The organism is Pedobacter sp. CFBP9032 (genome assembly GCF_034045265.1).
Classification (GTDB): domain Bacteria; phylum Bacteroidota; class Bacteroidia; order Sphingobacteriales; family Sphingobacteriaceae; genus Pedobacter.
The window spans coordinates 189,104-211,543 of record NZ_JAXCWE010000011.1; the positions used below are offsets into that span (position 1 = coordinate 189,104).

The following is a 22,440-nucleotide window of genomic DNA, read 5'->3' on the forward strand; positions in this document are numbered from 1 at the left end:
AAGGAACGCAAAGCTAGGTGTTTAAAATCGGTTTGTATTGGTTAATGTTTTAACTGCAAAGAGCGGTTAGCTTTTTAAGAAAGTATAACCAAATCGATTTCTTCAGCCGCTAAATTACGCAACAGTTGATTAAATATAGCCGTTCGCATCATCACTTGAAAAATATTTAAATGTGGCTTGCCAATACAAATGGTGGTAATTTCTTTTTCTGTTGCCATATCAATAATCGTTTGTGTGATTTGATTGCTTTTTATCTTAATAACTTCTGCGCCTAATTCTGTAGCCAGTTTAAAGTGGTTAATCAGGTATCGCTGCTTATCCAGTTTAATCTTATCAAAGCTTTCTGCATCGCTTTGCACATATAAAACAATCCAGGGAGAACGATAGTAAGAGGCTAGTCTGGCAGTTTTTCGAATCACCACACCTGCGGTTTCGGCATTGGAGGAAATACAGGCTAAAAATCTTTCGGTTCTCAATTTAATAGATTTCGGAATTTCCACCTGAATTTTCCGTTCTACCTGGTGTACCACTTCTTTTAATGCGAGTTCCCGCAACTGTAAGATTTTATCGGCCTGGAAGAAGTTTTTCAAGGCATTTTGGATCTTCGATTGATCATAAATTTTGCCTTCTTTCAAGCGCGTCACCAGTTCATCGGCCGTTAAATCGATATTCACAATTTCATCGGCCAGTTCTAAGATTTTATCTGGAATTCTTTCTGTAACGTTAACCCCTGTAATGTGGGTTATTTCCTCATTTATGCTTTCCAGATGTTGAATATTCACCGCGGAAATTACACTGATACCAGCTTCCAGCAAATCGAAAACATCTTGCCAGCGTTTCGCGTTCTTACTCCCTTCGGCATTGGTATGTGCCAGCTCATCCACCACTACAATTTCCGGATGGCGATTCAAAATCCCCTGCAAATCCATTTCATCAATTTCCTTTCCTCTGTAGAAAATGTTTTTGCGGGGAATTAAGGGTAAACCGGCAACCAAAGCCTCAGTTTCTGCTCTTTTATGTGTTTCTACATAACCAATGCAAATATCAATTCCATTGCGTAACAAGGCATGAGATTCTTGCAACATGCGATACGTTTTGCCTACACCGGCACTCATCCCGATGTAAATCTTGAGTTTGCCCCGCCTCGATTTCTGAATGAGTCCGAGGAAGTGCTTAACCGAATCGTCTTTTTCCTGCATTGATATCTGTTGGTTTTGTTAAAAAGCTACTGCTATACTGGCAGTTAACGTGGAGTTTGCATTAACTGAATTGCCTTCGCGGACGAAAATTTTATCTTTACTGTCGTAGGTTTTTCCCTCCAAACGAATCACCGCATTTTGAATTGGCGAGTAATCAACATTTAAAGAATAACCTTTAGTTCTGAAACCATTAGGTGTTCCGCTCGAAATAAAAATACCGTTTTTATCTTCATAATATTCAAATCTACCAGCAACAGCCCATTTAGGAGCGAATTTGTATTGCGCAATTGCTACTGGCGAAATCACTTTGTTTTTATCACTACTTCCTTTTACTTTCTGCTGCGTTCCATAGTCAAAGCCCATTGTTAAACCAAATTGATCGGTGAGTTGAAAAACGCCATAAAAATTATGGTATAAACGGTTTACCCGAACAGAATCTGCACCTTCGGTGCCCAGGTAATTACTATAGTTGACAGTAATTTTAGCTGTTGGTTTCCAAGTCAATTGTAGTCCGCCTGCAGGTTTATTATTACCATTTACGCGGGTTATCCGTTGCCAACCGTTAAGGTAAAGTAAGGTGGCTGTTAATTTACCATCCTTTGTGCCATAGGTAATTTTAGCGCCAGATTCATAGTAAGGCGTATTCTCAGAGGCCATATTTCGCGTTAAAACCCAGCAATCTTTAGAGATTGCGCTTTCGAAGCCAATGTGTGAAGCAAAAATTCCGGCATCAATCCAAAGGTTTTCAGACTTTGACAATTTTACGCCTGCATTGGCTTCAAAGATGTTTTTTAGCACACCAGGTTCGGCCGCTAAATTAGCATTTGTGTAGGTTCCGGCCATTACAGCCAGGTTTGCGCGGATGGAACCACTATCATAAGCCGCTTTGATAAACCCCAGGTTAAGGTTAACTTCATTTGTGCGGTTATGTGAATAAATAAAGCCAGGGCGATTATGATCTGATGGTTTATTGAAATCATAACCATAATAGGTTTCTAAGTAACCTGAGAATTTAACTTTAGGTTCTTCTTGAGCAAAAGCAGTTAAGCCTGCAGTTAGTGTGGTGATTAATGTGAATATTTTTTTCATTTTGATAAGGTGATTCTCCTTCGGGGGTGATTACAATGATGATATGATTACACCGATGTTGAATAATTTTAATTTTTTTTAGACGATAGTCATTGCTGATGGACGAAGCAAGCCTACTTTTATGGATTCGATTGCATTAAGATATTTATAAGTTATCTAAGGCGAGGTTCAGTTTTAATACATTTACCGATGTTGGACCAAATAAGCCTAAGAATGGTTTTATGGTATTCATAGCAACCAGTTCTTTTACTTTTTGCTCGCTAATTTTGCGGGCTTTGGCCACTCTGGCTACCTGAATGGCAGCGCCTTGCTCAGAAATATTCGGGTCTAAACCACTGCCAGATGCGGTTACCATATCTGCGGGAATATCTGATTTATTCAAACCTGTGTTATATTTCAACAGCGTATCAATTCTAGACTGAACATCTTTTAAGTAATCTGGATTTGACGGGCCTTTATTTGAACCGGCAGAACCTGCAGCGTTGTAACTTACCGCAGATGGTCTGCCAGAAAAATATGCCGGTTTGGTAAATTGTTGACCGAGCAAAGCATAGCCTATCGTTTTGCCATTTTTAGTGATTTTTTCACCACCTCCATTTCCTTTAGAAAATTTGCCTGCAAGCGCAATGCTGATCGGGTAGATGATGCATAACAATACGATTAAAACTAAGGTTAAGCGTAATGATGGTATGATGTATTTTTTCATGATTTTATTTTTAATATTAAGCGATTATTCTAGAATATATGTTAGGAAAGAGGTAGTGGAGAATAGGGATCAGGTGTTACAAAATGGATTTAAGGGAAGGGGAGATGGTTATTTATTTTAAGCTCCTTCCTTATTTCTCTTTTTTATCTATTTCCCATTCACGCTTTGTCTATTACCAGCTTTCTATTTCCTGACTTTATACGAATAATCCAACTACTAAATCAATTAATTTGATGCCGATAAATGGTGCGACAACGCCACCAATTCCATAGATAAATAAGTTTCTTCGCAGCAGAGCCGTTGCACCAATCGGTTTATAAGCTACGCCTTTCAAAGCCAGTGGAATTAAAATAGGGATGATGATGGCATTGAAGATAACTGCCGACATAATGGCGCTTTCCGGTGAATGTAAACCCATGATGTTTAAGCGTTGCAATGCTGGAATCGAAGCAATAAACAAGGCTGGAACAATGGCAAAATATTTGGCCACATCGTTAGCAATGGAGAAAGTAGTGAGTGTTCCTCTGGTAATTAGCAGTTGTTTACCAATTTCTACAATTTCAATTAACTTGGTTGGGTCGTTATCTAAGTCGACCATGTTTCCTGCCTCTTTCGCGGCCTGCGTTCCACTGTTCATGGCCACGCCAACATCGGCTTGTGCAAGTGCTGGTGCGTCATTTGTACCATCGCCCATCATGGCTACCAATTTCCCTAACACCTGTTCATCTTTAATGTAATTCATTTTATCTTCTGGCTTTGCCTCTGCAATAAAATCATCTACACCAGCTTTTTCAGCAATATATTTGGCAGTTAAGGGATTATCGCCGGTTACCATTACGGTTTTTACACCCATTTTTCTTAAGCGTTCAAAACGTTCGCTAATGCCTGGTTTGATAATATCCTGAAGCTCAATTACCCCTAAAGCTTTTTCATTTTCTGACACTACTAATGGAGTTCCGCCGTTGCTGGCAATGGCTTTAACATGGTCTTCGATATCTGATGGAAAAATATTTCCGGCCTTTTCAACAATGTTTCTAATGGAGTCGAAAGCACCTTTTCTAATTCTCCTGCCCTCAAGCGTATCCAACCCACTGGAACGGGTTTCTGCAGTAAATTTGATAAATGTGGATCCCGCTGGCGTACCTGTATTTTTAAAACCTTGTTCTGCTGCTAATTCGATAATGGATTTTCCTTCCGGGGTTTCATCTGCCAAAGAACTCAACACACAGGCATCGGTAAAATTTTTGATTATCACGCCCGCTGTAGGGTAGAAGTTGGTTGCTTTCCGGTTTCCAATGGTGATGGTTCCGGTTTTATCCAATAGCAAAACATCAATATCACCAGCTGTTTCTACTGCTTTACCAGATTTGGTAATTACATTTGCCCTTAAAGCCCTGTCCATTCCGGCAATACCAATGGCGGATAACAAGCCACCAATTGTTGTTGGAATTAAACATACAAATAAGGAAATTAAGGCAGCAATGGTAATTGGTGTATTGGCGTAATCTGCGAATGGTTTTAAGGTTACGCAAACGATAATAAATACGAGTGTAAAACTTGCCAGCAGGATGGTTAAGGCAATTTCATTCGGCGTTTTCTGACGTGATGCACCTTCTACTAAAGCAATCATCTTATCAAGAAAGCTTTCGCCCGGAGCGGTGCTCACCTGTACTTTTATCTCATCAGACAATACTTTTGTACCACCTGTAACCGATGATTTATCGCCGCCTGATTCGCGAATTACGGGGGCAGATTCGCCAGTGATGGCCGATTCATCGATTGTTGCAATTCCTTCGATAATTTCTCCATCTGTTGGAATGGTATCGCCTGTTTCGCAAATAAAGATATCGCCCTTTTTCAACAGGTTTGATGAGCGGATTTCAAATGAACCATTCTCCAAAAGCACTTTAGCAGGCGTTTCCTCTCTTGTTTTACGTAAACTATCGGCCTGAGCTTTACCTCTTGCCTCGGCAATGGCTTCTGCAAAATTTGCAAAAAGAACCGTGAGCAATAGTACAAAGAAGATAAAGAAGTTATAGAGCGGAGAACCTTGTCCGCTGTGGCTGAAAGAGTAAACCGTAACATAAGCCATTACGAGGGTTCCAATTTCTACGGTGAACATTACCGGATTGCGAACCATTACCCGTGGGTCTAATTTGATGAAAGATTGTTTCAATGCAGTTTGCACTAAAGCAGGTTCGAACAATTTATTATTGGGTTTCATTTTATTTAATTAGGTGATTTCACAGATTTATAATGATCTCACAGATTAATTTTAAAATCGGTCAAGCTAAACTTTCTTAATAGAATTTCGGATTAAGAAAGCTTAAGTTGGCTTCAGAATTTATTTAAGCATGGTAAAATATTCTGCAATTGGGCCTAAGGCCAGTGCAGGGAAGTAAGACAATGCGGTGAGTACTAAAATCACGGCGAATGTCATCAATGCAAATGTTTTTGTATCGGTTTTTAAAGTACCAGCCGATTCAGGAATGAATTTTTTACTTCCTAAAAGACCTGCAATCGCTACCGGACCGATGATAGGTAAGAACCGTCCGAGGAAGATGATTACACCTGTTAACACGTTCCAGAACACATTGTTGTCGCCTAAACCTTCAAAGCCAGAACCGTTATTTGCGTTGGAAGAGGTTACTTCATAAAGCATTTCCGAGAAGCCGTGAAAGCCAGGATTATTTAACCAGGCTTTTGGCTGAACTGCCCATGCTGCATCTCCATGATTGGTGAAAACATAAGTGGCAATTGCTGTTCCGGCTAAGATTAAAAACGGACTTAACAAAGTAATGATGGCTGCAATTTTTATTTCTCTCGCTTCCACTTTGTGGCCTAAGAATTCCGGGGTTCTACCCACCATCAGTCCTGAAATAAATACGGCAATGATCAGGTAAACAAAATAATTTAATAAACCAACGCCGCAGCCACCATAAATGGCATTAATCATCATGGCTAGTAGTTGCCATAAGCCGGTTAACGGCATGGTACTATCGTGCATTCCATTTACTGATCCTGTAGAAATTACAGTGGTTAATGTGCTCCAATACGCTGTTGCGGCAGGACCAAATCTTACTTCTTTCCCCTCCATAGCGCCTGTTGCCTGCGAGATTCCCATTTTTGCCAAGGCCGGATTTCCTGCTAACTCAGATGTAATAGCTGGAATCATCAACATAAATAAGCCAATCGTCATGACACCAAAGATGGTCCATGCTAATTTTTTTCTGCGGATGAAGTAGCCGAAAGCGATGATCATGGCTATTGGAATAATCGTCTGCGCAATCATCTCCACCATATTGGTAAAGTAGCTTGGGTTTTCGAATGGGTGGGCAGAATTTGCACCAAAATACCCACCACCATTCGTTCCCAAATGTTTTATGGCGATCATCTGTGCCGCCGGACCGCGGGATACATTCACGGTATCGCCTTGCATAGAAATGAATTGGTCTTTCCCTTCATAGCTTGCTGGTGTACCATTAAACGTTAATATTAATGCGATTACTATAGATAATGGCAATAATAAACGGGTAATTGCCTTTACAAAAAACTCCCAGAAGTTACCAAGTTGTGTAGCGGTTTTATCTCTAAACGCTTTAAATAAAACCACTGCTGCGGCAATCCCTGTTGCAGCACTTACGAATTGCAAAAACATCAATACGAATTGCTGGGTAAGGTAGCTTACGCCGCTCTCACCAGAATAGTGTTGAAGGTTACAATTGGCTACAAAACTGATAATGGTGTTGAAGGCCAAATCCGGGGTCATGCCTGGGTTTCCATCAGGATTAAATGGCAGCTTATCTTGAAAAACTAAAACAAAAAACCCATAAACCAACCATAACAGATTAATGGTGAGGAGGGCTTTAAGCTGTTGTTTCCAGTTCATCTGTTCTTTAACATTGATGCCTGAAAGTTTGTAGATGATGTTTTCGAGTGGTTTTAAAAAGTCTGTCCAGACTTTTTCTCCTGCAAAAACCTTTGCCAAATATTTCCCTAAAGGGACGGCGATGATTAAGGTGATCAGGAATGTGGCAATAATGCCAATTAATTCAGTGTTCATTTTTAGAATTTTTCGGGTTTAATCAACACGTAAATCATGTAGATAAATACGGCGATTGCGATGATGAATAGTGCTAACATTTTCTTTAGATTTTTTCGAACCAATCAATAGACAGGTAAGTTGCCCAGCAGAGCAGGATTAAAAGGAGAAACAGGATAATTGTCATAACTTATTGATTTATGAAATGCCTATTGCCAACTCTCATGCCGCTAAGGTTTGTTTTTGTTTAACTTGTTGATTATTTGTGTCTTGTGATTGTTTTTGTTCGAAATGGAAATTTCGGGCATAAAAAAACCCTTCCATTTTGGAAGGGTTTTTATCATTTTGGAAAAAGATTAGAAATATGGTAATCGCCTGTGGATGCTGCTGATGGAGCTTTATGCTCACCCTATACCTTGTTATTGAATCATTACAACTTTCGTTTGCGTGTGATACATGGTTTGTATAAAGTTAGCGCCGTTCGCTTTGCACTTAAATCGGAAACTCAGAATTAAAGACTTCGTACTAAAACTTCCCTTTCTGATTTAACAAGGCAAAATATTTATCTAATTTAGTACCGAGAGATTTCTCCATAGATGCTTTAAAATCAGCAGGTGTTGGATGTTTGTTTTTCCACTCAGCGAAATAATCCTGAAATGCTTTGTCGAACTTTTCCTGTCCGATTTGTGATTGCAGCAGGTATAACCATAACGCTGTTTTAGCATAAGAAATCAGCCCGTATTCTTCCGAAGTTTTGAAATCTGCTGCGGGCGTTTCGATTGCAGATTCCATAGGCACATTTGCCAATGCACCGTAAATGCTGGCTAAAAACTGATCAGTCGGCAAAGCTTTAATTTTCTCCGGAATGGCATCGCCGAAAATAGAGTTCGACTTGTATTTTTCTGCTTCATACCTAAACTGATAGAACGTATTGAAGCCTTCATCTTGCCAGGTATGGATTCTTTCATTACTGCCAAGCATACTCATGAACCAGTTGTGTCCAACCTCATGTGTTATTACGCCATCTAACGTTTCCTTTTTGGCATCAGGGCTGGTTATTAAGGTAATAGTCGGATATTCCATTCCGCCACTGGCATTATTTTTAGGTCCTTCTATAGCCTGCACCACCGGATATTCGTATTCCCCAATCCACTGACTATATTTTTTTGTAGCATCTTTAATGTAATCAATGCTGTTTACCCATAGCGTATTTTTCTTGTTGTGGTAATAGCTGAAAGCATCCACAACTTTGCCCGATGCCAATTTTACGGTGTCATATTGAATTACCAGGTCTTTATCCGCAAACCAGGCAAAATCTGGTACGTTACTAATAGAATACGTAAGTGTTTTAGTATCTGATTTTTGAATAGCACTATAGACCGTTGGCTGATTGCCACGTTTAGCGGTGTTTTTTGCACCGATAGACTTATATGCCGCTAACTCATCAGCATTTTGCAGCGTTCCGGTTGCACCTACAACGTAAGCCGATGGCAGGGTAATGTTCACTTTGTAATCGGCATACTCACTGTAAAATTCGCCCATATCCAGGTACGGGAATTCGTGCCAGCCATTCCTGTCAAACACAGCTGGTTTTGGGTACCATTGCGTTACCATAAATTCCGTATCGGCATAGCCCGAACGCGAAAAATAACTTGGAAGTTGAACATTGAAATCTGTGGAGATAGAAATAGAATCTCCGGATTTTAATGGATCTGGCAATAAAACTTTAATGATATCAATGTATTCAGGATTTGGATGGGCTTCTGTTTTAGCTGTTTTTCCATTCACTTTGAAATTCAATCCATCAATGCTGCCATAAGTTACGTTTTTTAATTTCTCCTTGCGGGATGTATCGTTTCTAATCTGCTTGAAAAGGGCAGTCGATTCATTTTTATAAGCATTTGGCCAAATATGGAACCAGATAAAGTCAAGTGTTGAGGGCGAATTATTTTTATAGGTAATGGTTTCCGAACCCTTTAACGATTTATTTTTATCATTTAAAGCGACATCAATTTTGTAGGTCAGCTTCTGCTGGAAATAATTTTCCTGAGCGAAGATAGAAAGGGATAATGTTGATAGTAATAGTGTTAAAATATATTTCTGCATGTGATTATTTAATGGTAGTCTATTTTAATTTTTTTATTATTTCTCTTCAGGTGGTGTACTGAGGTATATTTTAAACGGTCCTGAAATCTATTTATTTCGCTCTTGCCTGACCATCGGATTTCGCGCCTGATGCAAAATAGCAACAATTACAATCTGACTAACTTCATCATCAATAATGAAATAAATGGAGTATGGAAAAACAGCTGTAGAAACTGAACGTATGTTTTATACTTCAGTTCGTAAATTTTAGGATCTTTTTGAAGTCTGCTAATTGCCTTTTTAACTTCCAGAGCAAAACGCTTTTCTAACCCTGAATTTTGCTTCTTATACCACTCTTTGGTAGCTCTGATGTCTAAGCTAACCTCATCAACAAAGAGCACATTGTATATCATTCTTATTGGTCAAGCTCTTTAATGAGCATAGATAAGGGCTGTGTTTTAGTTGAATCTTCAGAAAGTGATTGCAATCTGGTATCTAACACTTCTTTATGCCATTCCGGTAAAGAACTATCAAGTAATTCTACCTCAGGATATCTGTTTTTGATCTTCTCCCAGTCTTCAATAGGAAGCTGAACAGCAGTGATTTGACCATGCTCATTTGATAAATATTGGATGCTCATATCACAAATTTAACGAATATTTCTAATAGACCTTCCCATGATGCTGTTTAAATTTCCAAAATTCCGTATTCTTCAATTTTACGGTATAGTGTAGTCAGTCCGATTCCCAGAAGTCTGGAAGTTTCGGTTTTATTGCCTTTAGTATGAATCAGCACCTTTTGAATGTGCTGCTTTTCTACTTGCTGGAGGTTAAAATCATTTTTAAGTGGCGCAAATTCGAAAAACTCTGGCGGCAAAGCAGATAAGTTCAATTCGTTTCCATCAGATAAGATCACTAAACGCTCCATAACGTTTTTAAGTTCCCGGATATTTCCCCGCCATTGATATTTCTCAAAGATATCCAGAATTTTATCGTCGAGGCGAAGTGAAGTTCGGTTAGATTTTATCGCATATTCTTTTAAATAGTGCTTCGCAAGAAGCGCAATATCAGATTTGCGTTCTCGCAACGGCGGAAGCATAATGGTGAAAACCGAAAGGCGGTAATACAAATCTGAACGGAACTTTCCAGATTCGGCATCTGCTTTCAGGTCTTTATTAGTGGCGGCTAATATCCGCACATTTACCTGCTGCGTATGTGTATCTCCAACCTTGATAAAACTTTGGTTTTCCAGCACGCGCAGAAGCTTGGCTTGCAAATCGAGGTTCATTTCGCCAATTTCATCAAGAAATAACGTTCCGCCATTGGCTTCTTCTAATAAACCTTTTTTATCTTTATTTGCGCCGGTAAAAGCACCTGCTTTATATCCAAATAGTTCACTTTCCAATAAATCAGGACTGAATCCACTACAGTTTAAAGCTACAAAAGGCTTGGCTGTCCGTGGGCTTTCATCATGAATGGATTGTGCAAAAACTTCTTTTCCTGTCCCGGTTTCACCCAAAAGCAAAACGGTGGTATCTGTCTTACTTACTCTTTTGGCTAAATCAATGGCTTCGTTTAGTTTTTTCGATTGCCCGATAATGGTGCTGAATTGGTGTTTACCTGTAATTTTCTGTGATAATTCAGTAAGGCGTTGTTGCAGGTTAGCTTTCTCAATCGCTTTATAAATTAAGGGGATAATTTTATCATTGTCATCACCTTTCACCAGATAATCGAAAGCACCATTTTTAATAGCTAAAACGCCATCCGCAATTGTTCCGTAAGCGGTTAAATTAATTACTTCTACATAAGGTTTCAGCAATTTAATGTCTTTCACCATGGCCACCCCGTTCACATCCGGGAGTTTCACATCGCTAATTACAATGCTTACCTCGTTGTTTTTAAGCAGCTTCAGGCCTTCTTTGCCAGTGGCGGCCTGCAAGGTTTTAAACCCTTCCAACTCTATAATTCTGGAAAGTAAACTACTGATTTTTTTTTCATCATCAATGATGAGGATGATCCCGTTCATAGGTTTGAAATAAGCTGCAATATTAAGGATAAATATAGCGAATTATTAAATTCAGTTGGATAATCGAACAAGTGAGTTTTGTGGTTGCTAATCTTTGAGCACCCTAATCGTCCCGATATGAGAAAAAGCCTTTCATTTTGGTAGGTTTAATTTTTTGGCGAAGCATTTGGAAATTAGATGTTGATTTTTTTTACACAGATAATCAGGTAGATAGGTATTAGTGTGTTGCTGGGCACCTGGTTTGTAAAGATGGCTTATGAAAATTTAAGTAAAAATGAATAATCCAATAATATTTGTCCGCATCGCAACAAAAGAAGATACCATCTATGCAGATGAAATTGTGCAGGAAACATCAGACTCTGCAATTATCAGGGGCTCAGGAATCGCCAAAAGGACGCCAGCATCCATCATAGAAAAGATGGAAAATGGTAAAGCCGTAATTGCAGTAACGAGCGGTGGCGAATGGGTGGGCTTCTCTTATTTCGAAGCCTGGGAGCATGGTCATTTCATTTCAAATTCAGGTTTGATTGTGAAGCCAAAATTCCGCAATTCTGGAGTAGCCAAATGCATCAAGAACAGAATTTTTAACCTTTCCAGGCGACATTTCCCCCACGCCAAAATATTCAGCATCACCTCGGGGGCAGCAATCATGAAAATGAATAGTAAACTTGGATTTGAGCCGGTAACTTTTGATCAGATTACCAAAGACGAATCTTTTTGGGCAGGTTGTGAAAGCTGTACCAACTTTGATATTCTGGAAAGAAAAAAGCGATGCAATTGCCTGTGTACCGCCATGCTATTCAACCCCGAGCATATTGAGCAAATCATCAGTAACATTGCTTTGCAAGAGAAAAATCAACAGTTATTAAAAATCCATTAAATACAAATTGCTATGTATATTTTAGATAAACAAAATGCTACACACCCTGATTTGAACTTGCTTTATAACGAAGCAATCGATCTTTTAGCCACGCTCATCAGCATTCCTTCCTTTAGCGGTGCAGAAGAGCGAACCGCTGATGAAATTGAATTGCACCTGGCAAAACATCAGATTAAGACGATCAGAAAGCAAAACAATGTTTGGTGTTACAACAAGTTTTTTGATCAGCAGAAGCCAACTATCTTGCTTAATTCGCATCACGATACCGTAAAACCGAATGAACAATACACCCGTGATCCATTTGCTGCGGTGGTTTATGATGATAAATTGTATGGCTTGGGGAGCAATGATGCAGGTGGCGCTTTGGTATCGCTAATCTCCACATTTGTTTACTTTTATGCGTCAGAAGACTTGCCTTTTAATCTTTGCCTGGCTGCAACAGCAGAAGAAGAAACTTCAGGTGGAAATGGGATCAAATGCATTCTCGATGAGTTAAAACCAATTTCTTTTGCCATTGTTGGTGAACCCACGAATATGCAAATGGCGATTGCTGAAAAAGGCTCGATGGTGATTGATTGTGCAGCAAAAGGTCGTTCAGGCCATGCCGCAAGAGAAGAGGGCGATAATGCCATTTACAAAGCCATGCGAGATATCGCTTGGTTTTCCTCTTATCAGTTTCCTGTCGAGGACGGTGCACCTCAATCTGTAAAAATGAGCGTAACACAGATAGATGCGGGCATGCAGCATAACATTGTTCCTGGCTGTTGCCATTTCACAGTAGATATTCGGTTCGATCATAATTATACTTCCAGAGAAATCCTCAATACCATTATTAACCACACCATTTCCAGTTTTAATGTGCGTCCGAATATTTTGCAGCCTTCTCATATCGATTTATTGCATCCTGTTGTGGTGGCAGGTTTGAGTTTAGGCAGAAAAACATATCTATCGCCCACCAGTTCAGATCAGGGTTGGCTAGACATGCCATCGGTCAAAATGGGGCCTGGTGAATCTGCAAGGTCACATACCGCGGATGAATTTATTTACATCGAAGAAATTGAGGAAGGAATTACCATTTACATTCGTTTGCTGGAATCGATTTTTAAACAAGACGCGTAAGCTTTATGTACTTTTTCGCTTACTACCGCTTGAAATAAATCCTTTTTAAGCATATTTGGTGCTGTAAACCAAATGCTATGTTCAAAAGACTATTCCTGATATTCATCTTCGGTATTTTTGTAAGCTTTTGTTCGGCCCAGCAAGTACGGCCGTCAAAATCTTCAGAAATTTATCGTGAATTGAAAACGTTAAAGCACCTGCCAAAGGTACTTTATCTTGCCGCCCACCCGGATGATGAAAATACAGGTTTACTATCCTGGTTAATCAATGAGCAGAATGTAGAAACCGGGTACTTATCGCTTACCAGGGGAGATGGCGGACAAAACCTTTTAGGCACGGAGCAAGGTGCTGCCCTGGGATTGATCAGAACACACGAACTTTTAGAAGCAAGGAAGCTAGATGGTGCACAGCAGTTTTTTACACGTGCTATTGATTTTGGCTTTTCGAAAAATACCGATGATACCTTTAAACAGTGGGATGCAGATAGCATTACGGCTGATGTGGTTTGGGTAATTAGAAAATTCAGACCAGATGTAATTATTTGTCGATTTCCACCAACAGCTGCGGCCGGGCACGGACAACATGCGGCCTCTGCAGTAGTGGCAGAAAAGGCATTTAAGCTGGCCGGAGATAAAAATGCTTTCCCAAATCAGCTTAAATATGTTAATGTTTGGCAGCCCAAAAGATTGGTTTGGAATACTTTCCGTTTCGGTGCGGTAAACACAACGGCAGAGAACCAGCTGAAGGCAAATGTTGGTCAGTATGATGCACAATTGGGTATGGGGTATGGTGAATTGGCTGGTTTAAGCAGGAGCTTGCATAAAAGTCAGGGCGCTGGTACACAATCAGTAGCGGGTTTAAGAACGGAATATTTTGTGCCTGTTTTAGGTGATGTAGCAAAAACTTCTTTATTCGAGAGAATTCCCATGAATTGGTCGGAAAAAGGGATTAACGATCTCGATGAACTGATCGATATTACGCTTTTATCTTTTGATTACAATCACCCGGATAAAAGCCTGCACGGATTACTGATGTTACGTAAGAAAATCGCTGAGTTACCAGACCCGAACCTCCGAAGAGATAAATTAGCTGCAATTGACCATATCATTTTAAGCTGTACTGGTTTTATGGGCGAGGTAGTCACCAGCCAGTCGGAAGCCATCGCCGGAAACAGTTATAATTTCCGCTTGAACGTGATTGCAAGATCTGCTACCCCGGTGATTTTGGAGCAGGTAAACTGGATTAATCAGACAGATAATTTAAATAGAAGAGTCTCCGGAGATTCTTTGTTAACCATCGAACGTAAAATTCAAATCCCCGTAGGTGCAGGTTTAACAGAACCTTATTGGTTAGAAAAATCCGCTAAAAATGCTGCAACTTTTAGTGTATCGAATGACACCTTAATCGGGTTAGCCGAAAATGAATCTGCATTAAATGTGACGCTGGCACTTAAAATCGGGATAGAGCGATTTACCATAAAACTGCCACTATCTTTTAAAAAGTTAGATCCGGTTAAAGGTGATGTGGTAGAGCAACTCAGAATTGTTCCTGCGCTCGACTTAAGTTTTGCCGAGCCTGTTTATTTTGCAAAGGAAAAGGAAGGCTTAACGGTTACGCTGCGTTTAAAAGCCAATCAATTTTTTAATTACGGAAGTGTAACTTTCAAAATTGGAAATACCCCGATTAAAACCTTTACCGGAATTAATTTGCAGGACAACACGGTTACCATTAAAGATTTCCTAATTCCTGCGGAAGATTTATCGAAAATTAAAACCAGTCAGAATAAGCTGGAGGCTGTTTTCTCTGCTGAAAAAAATAATTTTAATAGCGGGCAGGTATTGATTCAATATCCACATTTGCCTTCTTTACAATATTTTGTTCCAGCGGCTACCTGGTTGTTAAAAGGTGATGTTAAAGTACTGGCTAAAAAGGTAGGTTATATTCAGGGTGCAGGAGATTTAATTCCAGAATTTTTGCGTCAAGCTGGCTTGCAGGTTGATGTATTAACAGAGGCTGATATACTTAATCCTGCAAAGCTGGCCACATATGATGCGGTGATAACTGGTGTTCGTGTAATTAACACGGAGAAACGTATTAAAAACTGGCAGCCGGCGTTAAAAAATTATGTAGAAAATGGTGGTACAGTAGTGATGCAGTACAATACCACTCAGGATATGGCCTTGCAGGATTTTGGTATTTATCCTTTCAGCATTAGCGGGAAAAGGGTTACCGAAGAAAATGCGGCGGTAAAATTCCTGATTCCGAATCATAAACTTTTAAACTATCCCAATAAGATTACAGCAGCAGATTTTAATGGCTGGGTGCAGGAGCGTGGGGCTTATTTTCCAGATAAATGGGATGATAAATATGAAGCTCTTTTTGAGATGAATGATACCGGAGAGGAACCTTTAAAAGGATCTACGCTGTACGCAAAATATGGAAAAGGAAACTTTATTTATTCACCCTTAGCATTTTTCAGACAGTTGCCTGCTGGTAATGTTGGTGCAGCAAGGCTGTTCTTTAATTTTATATCCGCTGGAAAATAGATAAATTTTTAGTTTCGGTAGGTGGGAAACCAACCAATAGGGAGACTCAAGAGATATTTTATTTTTCTTACTGGTTGGTGTCTCACCGACGGGATGTTTCAAAATAACAATATCTTACAATTGATTGGCATCTCCTGCGAACTTATAGTACTTTTATATAGATAAATGCTTAGCCAAACAAATGAACAATCAGCTTAAAAACTGGAATACCTGGTACATCTTATTAGCACTGGCTTTGGTGTTTCAGGTGGTATTCTATTATCTCTTCACTAAATTCTGGGCATGAGTAATATCGATTGGTGCGTACTCATTTTAACTTTATTAGCCGTTGTTGTTTACGGAGTTTTCATCGGGCGTGGCCAAAAAAGCAACGAATCATATCTAAAAGCAGATAGTAAAATGCCATGGTATATTGTGTTGTTAGGTATTATGGCTACTCAGGCAAGCGCTATTACCTTTTTATCTGCGCCCGGGCAAGCCTATACCGATGGCATGCGTTTCGTTCAATATTATTTCGGTTTGCCACTGGCGATGATTGTGATTTGCATTACCTTCATCCCGATATTTCAAAAGCTGAATGTTTATACGGCGTACGAATATCTGGAGAACCGATTCGATAAAAAAACAAGGGTTTTAACTTCTTTGCTTTTCTTGTTTTCCAGAGGTTTATCTACCGGAATCAGCATTTATGCACCGAGTATTATATTATCGAGCGTACTAAATTGGAACATCTATTTAACAAATGTTTTAACTGGTGGAATCTTGTTAATTTACACTTATATAGGTGGTGCCAAAGCCATTGCACATACGCAGAAATTACAGTTTCTGATTATTTTAGGCACGATGGCTTTTGCAGGTTATTTATTGGTGCAGAATATGCCAAACGGAGTAGGTTTTAGTGATGCACTTTACCTCGCCGGTAAATCCGGTAAATTAAATGTGATTACTACAGACTTCGACTGGAAGGATAAATACAACATTTGGAGTGGTTTAATTGGTGGTTTTTTTCTGGCACTTTCTTACTTTGGTACCGATCAGAGTCAGGTAGGGAGATACATCACCGCGAAAGACAATACCAATGCTAAAATGGGTTTACTGTTAAATGGGTTGGTTAAAATACCCATGCAATTTGCCATTCTTTTAATCGGTGCCTTGCTGTTTGCTTTCTTTTCTTTAAAGCCAGCGCCCATTTACTTCAATGAACGGTCGTATCAATATCTAAAAGAAACCAGACCGGAACAGGCGGCAATTTTTGAAAAAGAACATCAGGCATTGGCTAAAAAATTTAATGCTCAATCTCAGGCAATCCTGGCACAAAAGGAAAGTCATTCGACGGAATTAAATACTACTATCGAAAATTTCAAAGCAACTCAAAAAGACGTTAAAGAACTTCATGGAAGGGTAGAAGAGGCCATTAATCAATCTAATTTTAATGCAGAGAAAACCGATACCAATTATATCTTCCTCTATTTTGTGAAAAACACTTTACCTGTCGGGATGATCGGATTATTATTTGCTGTTATATTTCTGGCCAGTTGGGGTTCTATTTCTGCGGCGCTAAATTCTTTGGCAGCCTGTTCGTTAAAAGATGTACATTTAATTTTTAGTACAAAGACGATAGATGATGCTACAGAATTGAAATACAGTAGATTGCATACATTGGCCTGGGGCATATTCTCTATTGCGGTAGCGATGTTTGCCACACAAATGGGTTCGCTTATTGAAGCCGTAAATGTGTTGGGTTCTCTTTTCTACGGACCAATTTTGGGGATCTTTCTGGTGGCATTTTATTTTAAAAAGATAGACGGGGCACTCGTATTTATTGCTGCTATTCTATCAGAAATTGCCGTAATCGCCGTTTATGAATTCGATATCGTATCGTTTCTGTGGCTAAATGTAATCGGAGCAGCTGCGGTAATCATTTTTTCGACTTTGGGATTATTATTTTATCGACCCAAAGCGCTAAATTCGTAACGTCAAAAAACAACAAAAACAAATAAATATACTAGTATGAAAACGATGATTAAATCTATTACATTGCTTTTAACGGCAATAACGATCTCTACCAGTGCAATGGCACAGGAAGCGCAACCAAAACCAAGTCCGGCAGCTACTGCAACAGGTAAGGTGAAAGGCGCAACCATCACCATAAACTACAGCAGCCCGGCAGTAAAAGGGCGTAAAATTTTCGGTGGCTTAGAAGCTTATGATAAAGTTTGGCGCGCAGGTGCTAATGAAGCAACAGTTTTTGAAACTGATAAAGATATTATGGTAGAAGGAAAACCATTAGCAGCAGGTAAATACAGTTTTTTCTTAGTTCCTAAAGAAAGCGGAACCTGGACAGCTGTTTTTAACAAAGAACCAAAACAATGGGGTGCTTACAAATACGAGGAAGCGAAAGATGCCTTACGTGTTGATGTGAAAGTAAAACCATTAAAAGCAACTCAAGAGCGTTTGGTATACAAAATCACTAAAACAGGTTTTTCTTTAGATTGGGATAAAGTTTCTGTTCCAGTATCCATTAAATAAGGAATTTAAAATCATATCAAGCCATTTCGGAATCCGGAATGGCTTTTTTTTATTCTTGTGTTTTCTGTAAAGAAACGGTAACATAACCCGAACTTCATTGTAAAATCTTACTTTAGTCCGATTTTAACACTATACAATGAAAACTTTTATCCGATTAACCTCACTTTTTTTACTCTTTCAGTTAAACGTTTTAGCGCAGCAAAATGGAAATAACTTCAACATTAAGGAAAAGCCACCTGTAGAATTAGTAAATGTATTTTTGGGTTCGTCGGGAGATCATGGACAAATGTCGCCTGCAGCCTCTTATCCATTTAGTATGTTGAGTATCGGTCCACAAACTTACCCAAAAACGCATACTGGTTATGAATACCTCGCAAAGAAGTTTGATGGCTTTACACATAACCGTTTCGAGGGGGTGGGCTGTCAGGGTTCTGGAGGGAATATATTGATAAAACCTTTTCTGGGTGATGATCCTGCGAAAACAGAATTATTAAAGGTAACTGAAAAAGCCAGCCCTGGGTATTACGCTGTGGGTTTTGAGAATAAAATAAGTGTAGAATTAAGTGTTTTAGGCAATGCAGGTAAACATATTTATCAATTTCCAAAAGGTAAAAAGGGCTACTATCTCGATCTTAGTTATGCTTTTAATAATGCGTTCGTGGATGAACAGCATCAGGTAGACGGGAACACGATTTCAGGCTGGATTACTTCGAAAACCACTTGTAGTGTTGGGAAATATAAAATATATTATTCACTCTCCGTGCCAATAGGAAGCTCGTGGAAAGATAATGGTAACCATCAGTTAATTTTAATGCTCCCAGAAGATGCTGCTATAGCCGAAATTAATGTAGCGTTATCTTCAGTGAGTGCAGAAGCGGCGGCGTTAGCGATTAATGCGAAATCATTTGATCAATTTAAATTGCAAAGTGCGATGGATTGGAACCGAAACCTAAAGAAAATTGAGGTAAAGGGTAATCTGGAAGATGCAAAATTATTCTATTCACTTCTGTACCGTACCATGCAGTCACCCTATGTCATTTCATCACCGAATGGACAGTATCGCGATACTAAGGGAGAACTCAATAAAGACAAGCAGGTTCATTACAATGGTTGGGCGATTTGGGATAATTACCGAACACAATTACCTTTGCTTTCTATCATCAATCAAAATGAATATGCTGGAATGGTTTCGTCTATTGCTGAACTGTATCAATCTGGGAAGAAGGATTATGCCGGGCAAAACGAGCCTTCGAACACTGTCCGTTCTGAACATGCTATTGTGGTGCTTTTGGATGCTTACCGGAAAGGTTATCCAGTTGATTTTAAAAAAATAGCAGACTCTTTGGTAAAGGAAGTAAATGGCCTGGATTATAAATCGCCAGATAAAGCTTTGGAAACGAGTTACGATCATTGGGCTTTATCCGAGATTTTTACCATCCTGAAAAATAAAAAACAAGCTGATTTTTATAAAGATAGGGCTTTGGAATATAGAAAGTTCTGGAATAAAGATTTTAAAGATTTAAGTAAAAGTGACGTAGATAGAATGCAGGCCAGAGGTCTATATCAAGGAACCATTTGGCAATATCGCTGGTTTGTACCTTATGATTTTAAAGGTTTAGTTGCTTTGGATGGTGGAGAAGAAACTTACCTGGCTCATCTGGATGAATTTTTTGCTAAAGATTTATACAACCATGCAAATGAGCCGGATTTGCAAGTGCCTTTAATGTATAATGTTACACGATCTGGCTATAAATCTCAGTACTGGATGCGCCAGTTAGCCGCCGATACGGTAATTCAAAATTATTTTAATGATAATAGTCGCGGGATTGGCTCCTATATTGGAAAAATCTATAAAAATGAACCGCAGGCTTATTTGAGAACAATGGATGATGATGCCGGAGCCATGAGTGCCTGGTATATTTTTACTGCAAGTGGTTTTTCGCCAGCTTGTGTAGGGTGGCCAGTATATTATTTAAATGTGCCATTATTTCCTTCGTTAACTTACCATTTGCCAAAAGGCAAAACTTTTAGAATAGAAACAGAAAATTTTGATCTTAAAAATAAATACATCCAGGCGGTATTTTTAAATGGAAAACCATTCAAAAGGAATTACCTCACGCAAGAAGAAATCAACACTGGCGGTATATTAAAAATTGTTGCTGCTGCAGATCCTGTTAAAATTTCAGATACTGAAAATTGGATTTCATCGATCGAAAATTAATTATAAAATTATGTTCAAATGGCAAACATATTTTTATTAACCCTGTTATTCTGATATAAAATTTATTAACATGGCCCCATTAAAAATAAGCGAAGAACAACATGCTACATTAAGCAATAAAAACACCTCACTATCACAAAGCGATCAATCTTTGGAATTGCACCCGGAGGCTTATAAAGTTAAAGGGCCTTCTCCAGAAAAAATGCAGAGCGTATCTGCTTCCTTGCGTACCTATGCACATGGCTTGTACGGGCTACTATAGGTTTCTCTATATAAATTAGAAATTTAAAGCAAATAAGAAAGACAAGCAAGATTAAAAAGAAGTGTCAATTCTTAATTACCTGAAGGTTCGATTTTTAATTCTCATAAACTTAATTCAACAGAATCTCTAAGTGTTCTTAAAAGCATAGCTATAAAATGGCAGAGTAATTTTATTTCTAGAAGTAAATGTACTTTCCTCGAAAGTAAGAAAGTCGCCCGTTTGGTAAAAACAAGATCAAGAAAAAATTCATCTTGTCTTTACCAAACGGGCTTATTTATTAAACAGGAAATTTATCCGCTCGCAATTATTTTCTTAAGGTCAGTAGTTAAGCAAGGTCAGTTTGTTCCAAAAATGGAGCATAACCTTTTTGTAAGGTAAAGAAGAAACAGTGGTTTAGCTTTATTTGATGATATGACGATCGTTATATACATAGAAATGCGAGCACATTATTTCCATTTATGTCAAACCGAAGCCGTGGCGTCCCCAAAAAAATCAATTTTTTATTTAACTAATTAATATTTAGCACATTGTGTTGCGATTTAATTAGTCCTTTTACTCACCTATATATTCAGCTATTAATAAAAACTATTCTAATTACTGCTAAAGTACAAGTTGTCTCATGCTATAAACCCAAGTTTTCGTTCTTCAAATAAGTCATTACCTAATTTTGATTTAATCTTTATGTGCCTTAAATCGGTAATCTGGCCCATTTTATCCGCTTGATGTTCTCTATGACTATATGGTTCCAATCCCAATAGTATTTCGGCAAACCGCTCCTGCGAATACTCATCTTTTACAAATCTTTTAAATCACCTTTAATGATTTACAGCGGCTAACGATTTATATCCATCATTATATATTAGCAAACTGCTAAATCAACTTCCTCACTCCAAGCCTATATGTTCTCTATGTCTATATGGTTATAATTTTGATAATACTCCGGCAAACCGATTTTGCAGACACCAACCTTTTAAATCATTCCTAATGATTTACAGCGGCTTACGATTTACTGGCATTACTATATAGTAGCAAACCGCCAAAGCAACATCCTCATTCCAAGGTTCCCTATGTCTATATGGTTCTAATCCCTAATATTTCGGCAAACTGCCCCCGCTAACGCCAATCTCTTAAAAATGTTTTAACTTTTTTAAATTATTCCTGATGATTTACAGTGGTTTACAATTTACCTCATATTTTATCCTCCCAGGCATTTGCTGGGGTATTAATTTTTGCTACCTTTGCATCCCGCTTCGGAGGAAACGGATGTGCTGAAAAGCGGTTTAATGATAGGGTGAGGGAGATAAAGGCGCAGAAATTATTTCAAATAAAATCTGCAGGATTGGAAAAAATCATTAGCTTTGCATCCCGCTTCGGAAGGAATGGGGCGCTGGTTGAGAGGTCAGTAAATTGAAAGGCAGGAGAGAAAAATAACAATTAAAAAATAAAATTTATTTTATTTGGAAGTTGGAAAAAGATTTCTACCTTTGCACTCCCAACCGAAAGGGAAGGAAAAAAAGATCAGGTGGCGGATGTCATTACGATTATGAAAACAAGATTGAAACAAACGAAAAACAAGCTAAGACGAATACGACTTAAGCGAACTGAAGTTTGAAGATATATATAGAAAGGGTGGCCGTGAGGTTCTTGCCTGATAAGTTCTTAAAAGAGATGTCAATGTAGCGAAAGCGGGTTTAATGAAGTACTGATTGAAGTACATGATTAAGTAGCTTTATTTTA

At 38.7% G+C, this 22,440-nt stretch carries 17 protein-coding genes; 7 read left to right on the plus strand and 10 right to left on the minus strand.

What is annotated here, in order from left to right:
* Window positions 1-74 precede the first annotated feature (74 nt).
* The 10 genes from SOM16_RS18835 to SOM16_RS18875 all read right to left on the minus strand — a co-directional run bounded on the left by SOM16_RS18835 (window position 75) and on the right by SOM16_RS18875 (window position 11,146).
* Complete coding sequence (locus tag SOM16_RS18835; protein WP_320465545.1) at window positions 75-1,199, minus strand: sensor protein KdpD; 1,125 nt, start codon at window positions 1,197-1,199, stop codon at window positions 75-77.
* Window positions 1,200-1,217: 18 nt separating this feature from the next.
* Complete coding sequence (locus SOM16_RS18840; RefSeq protein ID WP_320465546.1) at window positions 1,218-2,288, minus strand: porin; 1,071 nt, start codon at window positions 2,286-2,288, stop codon at window positions 1,218-1,220.
* A gap of 145 nt (window positions 2,289-2,433) precedes the next feature.
* Window positions 2,434-2,994 (minus strand): potassium-transporting ATPase subunit KdpC, encoded by a 561-nt coding sequence (gene kdpC, locus SOM16_RS18845; protein WP_320465547.1) that lies wholly within the window; start codon window positions 2,992-2,994, stop codon window positions 2,434-2,436.
* Between the two features lie 196 nt (window positions 2,995-3,190).
* Window positions 3,191-5,218: a potassium-transporting ATPase subunit KdpB gene (gene kdpB / locus SOM16_RS18850; protein ID WP_320465548.1), complete on the minus strand. Its 2,028-nt coding sequence runs from the start codon at window positions 5,216-5,218 to the stop codon at window positions 3,191-3,193.
* A 120-nt stretch (window positions 5,219-5,338) separates the two neighbouring features.
* Window positions 5,339-7,057, minus strand: coding sequence for a potassium-transporting ATPase subunit KdpA (gene kdpA, locus SOM16_RS18855; protein ID WP_320465549.1), 1,719 nt, complete (start codon window positions 7,055-7,057; stop codon window positions 5,339-5,341).
* A gap of 2 nt (window positions 7,058-7,059) precedes the next feature.
* Complete coding sequence (locus SOM16_RS23190) at window positions 7,060-7,137, minus strand: potassium-transporting ATPase subunit F (protein ID WP_082468366.1); 78 nt, start codon at window positions 7,135-7,137, stop codon at window positions 7,060-7,062.
* A gap of 424 nt (window positions 7,138-7,561) precedes the next feature.
* Window positions 7,562-9,142 carry a M1 family metallopeptidase gene (locus SOM16_RS18860; protein WP_320465550.1) on the minus strand — a complete coding sequence of 527 codons (1,581 nt, stop codon included), beginning with the start codon at window positions 9,140-9,142 and terminating at the stop codon, window positions 7,562-7,564.
* 146 nt (window positions 9,143-9,288) lie between these two features.
* Entirely contained in the window at window positions 9,289-9,534 is a 246-nt protein-coding gene (locus tag SOM16_RS18865; RefSeq protein ID WP_122859582.1) for a hypothetical protein, read from the minus strand.
* A gap of 2 nt (window positions 9,535-9,536) precedes the next feature.
* Complete coding sequence (locus tag SOM16_RS18870) at window positions 9,537-9,761, minus strand: hypothetical protein (protein WP_320465551.1); 225 nt, start codon at window positions 9,759-9,761, stop codon at window positions 9,537-9,539.
* Between the two features lie 47 nt (window positions 9,762-9,808).
* On the minus strand, window positions 9,809-11,146 hold the full coding sequence (locus SOM16_RS18875; protein WP_320465552.1) for a sigma-54 dependent transcriptional regulator: 1,338 nt from the start codon (window positions 11,144-11,146) through the stop codon (window positions 9,809-9,811).
* 274 nt (window positions 11,147-11,420) lie between these two features.
* On the opposite strand from SOM16_RS18875, the gene SOM16_RS18880 reads away from it, so the two are divergent.
* From SOM16_RS18880 to SOM16_RS18910, 7 genes are all read left to right on the plus strand, one after another.
* Window positions 11,421-12,026 (plus strand): N-acetyltransferase, encoded by a 606-nt coding sequence (locus SOM16_RS18880; protein WP_320465553.1) that lies wholly within the window; start codon window positions 11,421-11,423, stop codon window positions 12,024-12,026.
* Between the two features lie 12 nt (window positions 12,027-12,038).
* Window positions 12,039-13,145, plus strand: coding sequence for a M20/M25/M40 family metallo-hydrolase (locus tag SOM16_RS18885; RefSeq protein WP_320465554.1), 1,107 nt, complete (start codon window positions 12,039-12,041; stop codon window positions 13,143-13,145).
* Window positions 13,146-13,222: 77 nt separating this feature from the next.
* A complete protein-coding gene (locus SOM16_RS18890) occupies window positions 13,223-15,691 on the plus strand; it encodes a PIG-L family deacetylase (RefSeq protein ID WP_320465555.1) in 2,469 nt (822 codons plus the stop codon).
* 282 nt (window positions 15,692-15,973) lie between these two features.
* Window positions 15,974-17,665 (plus strand): sodium:solute symporter, encoded by a 1,692-nt coding sequence (locus SOM16_RS18895; RefSeq protein ID WP_320465556.1) that lies wholly within the window; start codon window positions 15,974-15,976, stop codon window positions 17,663-17,665.
* A 36-nt stretch (window positions 17,666-17,701) separates the two neighbouring features.
* Window positions 17,702-18,220, plus strand: coding sequence for a DUF2911 domain-containing protein (locus SOM16_RS18900; protein ID WP_320465557.1), 519 nt, complete (start codon window positions 17,702-17,704; stop codon window positions 18,218-18,220).
* A 136-nt stretch (window positions 18,221-18,356) separates the two neighbouring features.
* Entirely contained in the window at window positions 18,357-20,441 is a 2,085-nt protein-coding gene (locus SOM16_RS18905; protein ID WP_320465558.1) for a glycoside hydrolase domain-containing protein, read from the plus strand.
* 70 nt (window positions 20,442-20,511) lie between these two features.
* On the plus strand, window positions 20,512-20,703 hold the full coding sequence (locus tag SOM16_RS18910) for a hypothetical protein (RefSeq protein ID WP_320465559.1): 192 nt from the start codon (window positions 20,512-20,514) through the stop codon (window positions 20,701-20,703).
* Window positions 20,704-22,440 lie beyond the last annotated feature (1,737 nt).